Here is a 6,739-nt window from a genome sequence, read left to right as displayed (position 1 = left end):
TAAAAGAAGCATTTGAATTGAAAGATGAAAAGAAAAAACTGATTAAGGAAGTAAGAGAAGAAATTGACAGTTATTTTGATATTTAATAAGGAGTTTTGAAAAATGGAATTCACCCCCAACCCCTCTTCCATTTTTCAAAACGGAAAAAATCAAATTTATAAGAAATAAAGAAAGCCTATCATGATTAATGAGAACGAAAAATATTTTTTGAACTCAAGCCACGCTGCGCTCAACTCCTTTCAGTCGTCGGGGCGTATAACAAGGGATATACGGTTCAGCCCTCGGCTCGGGCTTCACCCAAATTTTTGCTCCATTTCATTACGCAAAAACTTCGTATATCCCAAACGTTATACGCAATTCTAAAAATATTTTTCTCGATGTATAATAACGATAGGCTTTCTAAAAAGGGAATAAATTTGATTTTTTTAAAACAAAACGAGGGGGATAATATTGTGTTTTCTTCACTCCGTTACAAAAAACGATTTAAATATTAAGGGCTCTGTTCAAAAAGTCCAAATAAAAAACAAATAATATTGTGGGCGATAGCCCTACAATAAATTTCAGCCCGCATTGTTCGGGCTGAAAGAGAGCTCACGCTAGCACCAAACTTGCGCTTTATTGCAGAAAACACAGATTCCACAATCTCTCTCCTGTGGTAGGTTCTGGTGCAGAAAACCTTGCTGGCTTTGTTTCTTAGGCTGTTTTTCTGGTGCCTCCTTTTCTTGCCATAATCTCTTATGGGAATTACAGCTTGTATTGACAGCCCTTGGCAAAGGCGATGAATCCATTCTGCATCATAGCCTTTGTCAGCTACAAGCTTTTTTGGGCGCTTTTTGAGCCTTCTCAGGATATATTTCACATCTTTAACATCATGTGCCGGCCTCATCCTTAGCCTGAGAGCAAGAATTTTCTTGGTTCTTGTGTCCACAGCAATGCTTAGCTTCAACGGCACTTCAACAGGATATGGCCTGTCAATCCTGTAGGTGTAGTATGGGCTTGGCAGCCGGCGGCTCAAGCCCGAGCCGTCAATAGCAACAATATAAGGCTTAGCTCCTGTTGTCAAGCTAAGCAGCTTTTCCCAGATGTGCTGAGGCACTTTTTTAAAACTCGTGCACAAAGCCGAGGGGCAGGGCGCCTTCATGTTGAACTGCCTAAGAAGCCAGCTTATTCCTCGATAACTCAGCTTGCATACTTGCTTAAGCAAGTATGCCACAGCATGGTGCCAGAACTCATATTTCTTAGGGCCAAACCTATGCAGCCATCTGGGTATTCCAGCCCGCTTTATCAAGCGCTTAACTTTATTAATGAGTTTTGTTTTTTCTTTCATGGGGAGAAATTCCCTCCCCCCCTCAGACAGCCTTACGGCTGCTGAGGGTTATAAATCTTTAGATTTTGAACAGAGCCAATATTAAGATAAACTTTATATACTTAATACAAATTATATTTTTAAATGACAAAAGACATTGAACCAAAACTAAAACTGATTAGTCAATACCTTATACTGGAAAAATCACAATATTTTGTGATACCTGAATATCAACGTAGTTACTCATGGGGTATAGCCCATTGTGATAAATTATGGCAAGACATTGAGGCATTTATTTCTTCTGATGCAAGTGATCCTTATTTTTTTGGTACAATCATAGTGGATTGTTCAGATCCAGATCATAATAAATTCAATCTAATTGATGGACAACAACGTACTACTACGTTCTTATTATTACTTAAAGCATTGTTAATAAGATTAAATGATGTTATAAAAAAAATTCCAAAGGATGAAGATTCTGAAGCACTAAAAGCAGGACTTGAGGCAAACAGAAATAAGATTATGACAATTTTGTATAAAGCAGAAGCTGAAGATATTCCTATAATGCTAAAAGATGATACGAAAACCAAAAACAAATTAATAATAGAAAACAAATCTATAAATGAACTATATTTAGATGAAATAAAGAAAATTATTGAAGCAATAGACTTTGATACAGCTGAACAAAAAGTACATAAAATTCCGCGCAAACAAAAAGATAATAAATACACAAATCATTTTCGGAATTTTAAATATTTCTATGGAAGATTGATGAATAAGTCTGATTCTCAACTCAATGAATTTGCAAAAGTATTTTTAAATAAATGTCAAGTTATAGAAATTCGAAGTTGGCAAATAGAACAAGCAATTACAATGTTTAATTCGCTTAATTCTACGGGGTTGCCTCTTGCAGATGCAGATATTATCTCAGCACAACTTTATTCCAAAGCAGGCACAGATAAAAATGAATTTAATGAACAATGGAAATTAATAAATAAATTAGTCGATGAACTAAATACTCGAAAGATTATAGATATTGATTCGGTATTACAACAGTTTATGTATATAAATCGAGCTATTAATAAGGAATATGTTAAGGACAACTCAGTTGATGTAACAACGCCAGGGTTGAGAAGATATTATATAGATATAAAAAAAGAATTATTAAGCAAACCATTAGTCTTATGTGCCAATTTTGATAAAATTACAAAAACATGGGATAAAATAAAAAATTATCCTGTGGTTAAGTTACTTTTGAAATATAACGAAAATGCTAAGCTGTATTTATCAAGCTATTTATATCGCTATAAAACGACCGATATTACCGAAGCAGAAGTAATGGAAATTTGTGAACCTTTATTAAGACTGTTCACTATACTAGAATTGGTTGATTCTGGTTATTCAAGTGCTAAGTTTAAAACATTTTTGTTTGGTGAGAACATTAAATTAGTTGATAATAATATTTCTATAGAAATTATTAAAAAAGACTTTAATGAACATATTAACAAAAATTGGAATGAAAAAGATATTTCAGAATCTATTATAGCATATGAAAAAAACATTCTAGTTTACATTAACGAATATTTATATAACAAAAATAAATTCAATTTTGAAGAAAATGTAAACATTGAACATATTATGCCATCAAGTGGTCGAAATATTACTACAATACAAACAGATGCAGGTATTGAAAACAAAGAAGATTTTAATAGTATAGTAAACAAACTTGGTAATAAAATATTACTTGAAGAAGATATAAATAAATCTATTGGAAGAGAATGGTTCAAAACAAAAAAACAAAATTCTATAAAAGATAAATCAGGATACAAAGACAGTAGATACACCATTGCAAGAGCATTGACTAAATATCCAAAGGATACATGGACAAAAGAGGATATTGATAAAGCAACTAATAAAGCCGTTGAAAGAATTGTTAAATTTATATTTAATAAATAATAGACTAAATGATCTTTTTAAAGAAAATTCAGTTTGCCCTCATTGCAGAAAAAAGAGTATAAATAAAGAAATTAAAAAATGAAATTCACCCCTAACCCCTCTTTCATTTTTCAAAACAAAAAACAAATTTATAAGAATTGAAGAAAGCCTATCATGATAAATAAGAACGAAAAATATTTTTTGAACTCACTCCGCTACGCTTCGTGCCACGCTGCGCTCTCCTCCTTTCAGTCGTCGGGACGTTTAACAAGGATTTAGAGGTTCGCGCCTCAGCTCGGCGCTCTCCCAAATTTCTCACTTCGTTTAAAACTTCTCTAAATCCTGATGTTAAATCCAATCGGAAAAGAGAGCTAACGAACGGAAGGGGGGACATTTCTAAACGACGAACGAGGGGGAATTCCGTAACGACGAACGACTATAATTTATTAGAGAATATGCTTTTTAATTTTAAGCACACATTTTTTAGGATACTTTTTGATATCATGTTCCCAAAATCTTATCACTTTCCAACCTTGTTTTTTTAGCTGAACATTAACTTCTTTTGCTCTTTCAACATTCCGATTTATTTTTTTAGTCCAATAAGAATTATTGGCTGTTGGCTTTCTGAAATGTTGAGGGCATTTGTGCCAAAAACAACTATCAATAAAAATGGCTATTTTTAGTTTTTTAGAAGCAAAATCCGGTTTTCCAAAAATGTTTGGTTGATATCTGAATCTTAAACCTTTTATTAATTCTTTAAAGCCAATTTCAAGACGAGTATTTTTGGCTTTGATTTTAGACATTATTTGGCTTCTTTTCTTTTTGGAAAAAGTATCAGGCATCTTCATCGCCATCAAATAATAAGCAAGGATTAATCTTAAACTGCAACATTTTTGCGGACTCTCTTCCGCCATCTCCGCCTTTTCTCTGCATACCTATCTGACCAATCTTTAAACTACCTTGGTCTGTTATTCTAACCTCTCCTTGACCAAAAAGATTCATGACAGTATTTATGTCTTTTAATGCCCATTCGTAACTATCTTCATCTTTTTTTAGAATTACAAGCATCCAATTTGCCGCGAATTTATCTCTTCCTTTGAGAACATCTGAGATAATCAAAATCTTATTCTTATTGAAAAATGCCAAAACTTTTTCTTGGTCTTCGCTTGGCATTTCACTCAATAACATTCTTCTTGGGTCTTTTAACCCTGAGGTATTTGTCGGTTTAGTCTTACCTGTAAATAACTTTAATATCTCCTCGATATCATTAGGTATTCTCCACATTTCAACATATTTCTCAATTTCTCTTTTATCTATTTGATTAAAACCTTGAGGATTGCTTACCAACTTAACTGACAAATTTTCGCAATCTATTGCTTCTTTAAGTTTGATTGTGACCTGAACTTGCACATCAGTTTTGTAATTCCCACCAATTTTAACAGCTTTAACATATTCAATCTCTTTAATGACATAACCCATAGTAACGAGCCACTCTTGAGAAACTTTATCTTTTTTCCAATCGTTAAATTTAGCAATTACATCATCTTCATTTCTAAATCCGCCTTTAGCCGTTTCTGAGCCAAACAATTCTTTTTCATTCATTGTGACACCTTGATTAACTGAGTTTGCACAGCGTAATCATATCTTTTCGATTGAGGAACTTGATTTTGCTTCAATTCTCCAATTTTATCAGAATTTAATACCTTCAATATCTGTGAGTATATGCTTTCAACAACTGGAACGGATATACTATTTCCAAATTGTTTATATGCTTGAGATTTGCTTACTGGAATTTTAAACCATTCTGGAAATCCTTGAACTCTGGCACATTCCCTCGGAGACAATCGTCTTATTTTACCATTGACTAAATAGGCACCAGTTTTACCAGCCGCTCCCCCCCCATAAGCAGACAGAGTTATTGCGTGACCATTTACGCTATAAATTCGCTCACCTTGTCCGCCATTATTTATTTGTCCTATTTGAATCGGCTTTAACTGAGGAGTTTGATCTCTTTCCCAAAATTTGATGTCTTTTCTATTGATTATATGTTCTGCTGTAATCTCATCATCTTCTAAAATATCTTTAACATAAATCTTTTTATAAGTGGGTTTTGGGAAATAGAAATAATTTATTCCTAAATCTTTCCTAAAAGCAACAATATAGATTCTCTCTCTTGCTTGTGGAACTCCGTAATGGCTCGCAACCAAAACTTGATAAAATGCGTCATAGCCAATCTCATCTAAAATTCTTAAAATAACTTTCAATGTATTTCCATGATAATGTTTTGTTAAATTCTTAACATTCTCTAAAAACAACACTTTTGGTTGATGATGTTTTGCTATTCTTGCGATATCAAAAAATAGCGTTCCTCGTGCATCCTTAAAACCTTGCTGTTTTCCAGATATACTAAAAGCCTGACATGGAAATCCACCGCAGATAATATCATGTTTAGGAATATTTTTTTCATCTATCTTAGTAATATCTCCTTGAGGGATTTCTCCAAAATTTTCATAATAAGTTTTTTGAGCTTCTTTATCCCATTCTGATGTGAAAACGCATTTAGCACCTTGTTTCTCTAAAGCTATTCTAAATCCGCCTATTCCTGCGAAAAGGTCAATAAATTTTAAGTTTTGAGTTGATATCATTTGAATAAACCTTGTGTGCTTTTTAACTTTATAATTTTATCGAAGTTTCCATTTATTCTTCCTTGAATTGATGTACTATCTAAAAATGGAATTGGTGATTTTAACTTCTCAATTTTTGAAAATTTATATGCTGATGCTTTTTTTGATGGGTCTCTAAATGTTTTCATTTTTTCTATGAGATTAATCATTTTATCCGCATCTTCAATATGCTTCTCAATGATTCCATAATGCGTAATTGCTTGAACTGGTTTTGTCAGATAAAAAAAGATATATTTTACTTTTTGATTAATCTTTTTTGGTTGTGGAAAAAAATAAATTTTAGTTTTAACAATCTGTGAAAAAGCATACTCTCCTATTGGAACAACTGTTGAATTAATCTCTTTATTTTCCATTCTTCTGCAACTCCTCTTCCATTAAAATTTCAAATTGGCGAGATACAATTAAACCTTTTTTCTTGCAGTATTCTCTATAATTATCATAAGTTTTAGAATCCACCTTTAATGTAATACTTTTACTTGGCATTTTACACCCCTCTAAACGGAAATATTTAGACATATTTATAAATATTGCGTCTATCTGTCCAGTGGTTAGTGCTGATTCTTCTTTTTGTAAAAAGAAGCAAAAACACGACGAAATTCCCCCCTACGACTAACTAAAACGACGACTACGAAATGTCCCCCTTGATTCTTGTTCTTGATGTATCGCTTCGCTCATTTGAAGGAACGCTCTCTTTTTCGACTTTGCAGACGCAATTTTCCCACACTTGCGTATGGGAAAAGGATTTAACAGGAATTTAACGGTTCGGAACGACCGCTTCGCTATTTTCTTCGAAAATTCGTTCCTCTCCCAAATT

The 6,739-nt window shown here is 33.0% G+C and carries 7 protein-coding genes; 1 reads left to right on the top strand and 6 read right to left on the bottom strand.

Annotation, left to right across the window (positions count from 1 at the left end; all coding sequences use genetic code 11):
• Positions 1–490: 490 nt before the first annotated feature.
• Positions 491–1,327 carry an IS5 family transposase gene (locus KO361_02155; GenBank protein MCC7574369.1) on the bottom strand — a complete coding sequence of 279 codons (837 nt, stop codon included), beginning with the start codon at positions 1,325–1,327 and terminating at the stop codon, positions 491–493.
• Positions 1,328–1,450: 123 nt separating this feature from the next.
• Here KO361_02155 and KO361_02150 point away from each other — a divergent pair, with 123 nt between their 5' ends.
• Positions 1,451–3,262: a DUF262 domain-containing HNH endonuclease family protein gene (locus tag KO361_02150; GenBank protein MCC7574368.1), complete on the top strand. Its 1,812-nt coding sequence runs from the start codon at positions 1,451–1,453 to the stop codon at positions 3,260–3,262.
• Between the two features lie 425 nt (positions 3,263–3,687).
• On the opposite strand, the gene KO361_02145 is transcribed toward KO361_02150, so the two are convergent.
• Genes KO361_02145 through KO361_02125 form a run of 5 tightly spaced genes read right to left on the bottom strand, consistent with a single transcriptional unit; the run spans position 3,688 to position 6,408 of the window.
• The gene (locus KO361_02145; GenBank protein ID MCC7574367.1) at positions 3,688–4,083 is read right to left on the bottom strand and encodes a very short patch repair endonuclease; all 396 of its coding nucleotides are present in this window, start codon (positions 4,081–4,083) and stop codon (positions 3,688–3,690) included.
• Positions 4,076–4,843, bottom strand: coding sequence for a type II restriction endonuclease (locus tag KO361_02140; protein ID MCC7574366.1), 768 nt, complete (start codon positions 4,841–4,843; stop codon positions 4,076–4,078). The genes KO361_02145 and KO361_02140 overlap by 8 nt, the downstream gene beginning before the upstream one ends.
• The gene (locus KO361_02135) at positions 4,840–5,886 is read right to left on the bottom strand and encodes a DNA cytosine methyltransferase (GenBank protein ID MCC7574365.1); all 1,047 of its coding nucleotides are present in this window, start codon (positions 5,884–5,886) and stop codon (positions 4,840–4,842) included. The genes KO361_02140 and KO361_02135 overlap by 4 nt, the downstream gene beginning before the upstream one ends.
• On the bottom strand, positions 5,883–6,278 hold the full coding sequence (locus KO361_02130; GenBank protein ID MCC7574364.1) for a hypothetical protein: 396 nt from the start codon (positions 6,276–6,278) through the stop codon (positions 5,883–5,885). Before KO361_02130 ends, KO361_02135 begins: the two co-directional genes overlap by 4 nt.
• Positions 6,268–6,408: a hypothetical protein gene (locus KO361_02125; protein ID MCC7574363.1), complete on the bottom strand. Its 141-nt coding sequence runs from the start codon at positions 6,406–6,408 to the stop codon at positions 6,268–6,270. The genes KO361_02130 and KO361_02125 overlap by 11 nt, the downstream gene beginning before the upstream one ends.
• Positions 6,409–6,739: the final 331 nt, after the last annotated feature.

The sequence above is a fragment of the Candidatus Woesearchaeota archaeon genome, assembly GCA_020854775.1.
GTDB lineage: Archaea > Nanobdellota > Nanobdellia > Woesearchaeales > 21-14-0-10-32-9 > 21-14-0-10-32-9.
Note: the sequence above shows the minus strand (reverse complement) of the source record. Positions and strands in the feature narration are given on the sequence as shown.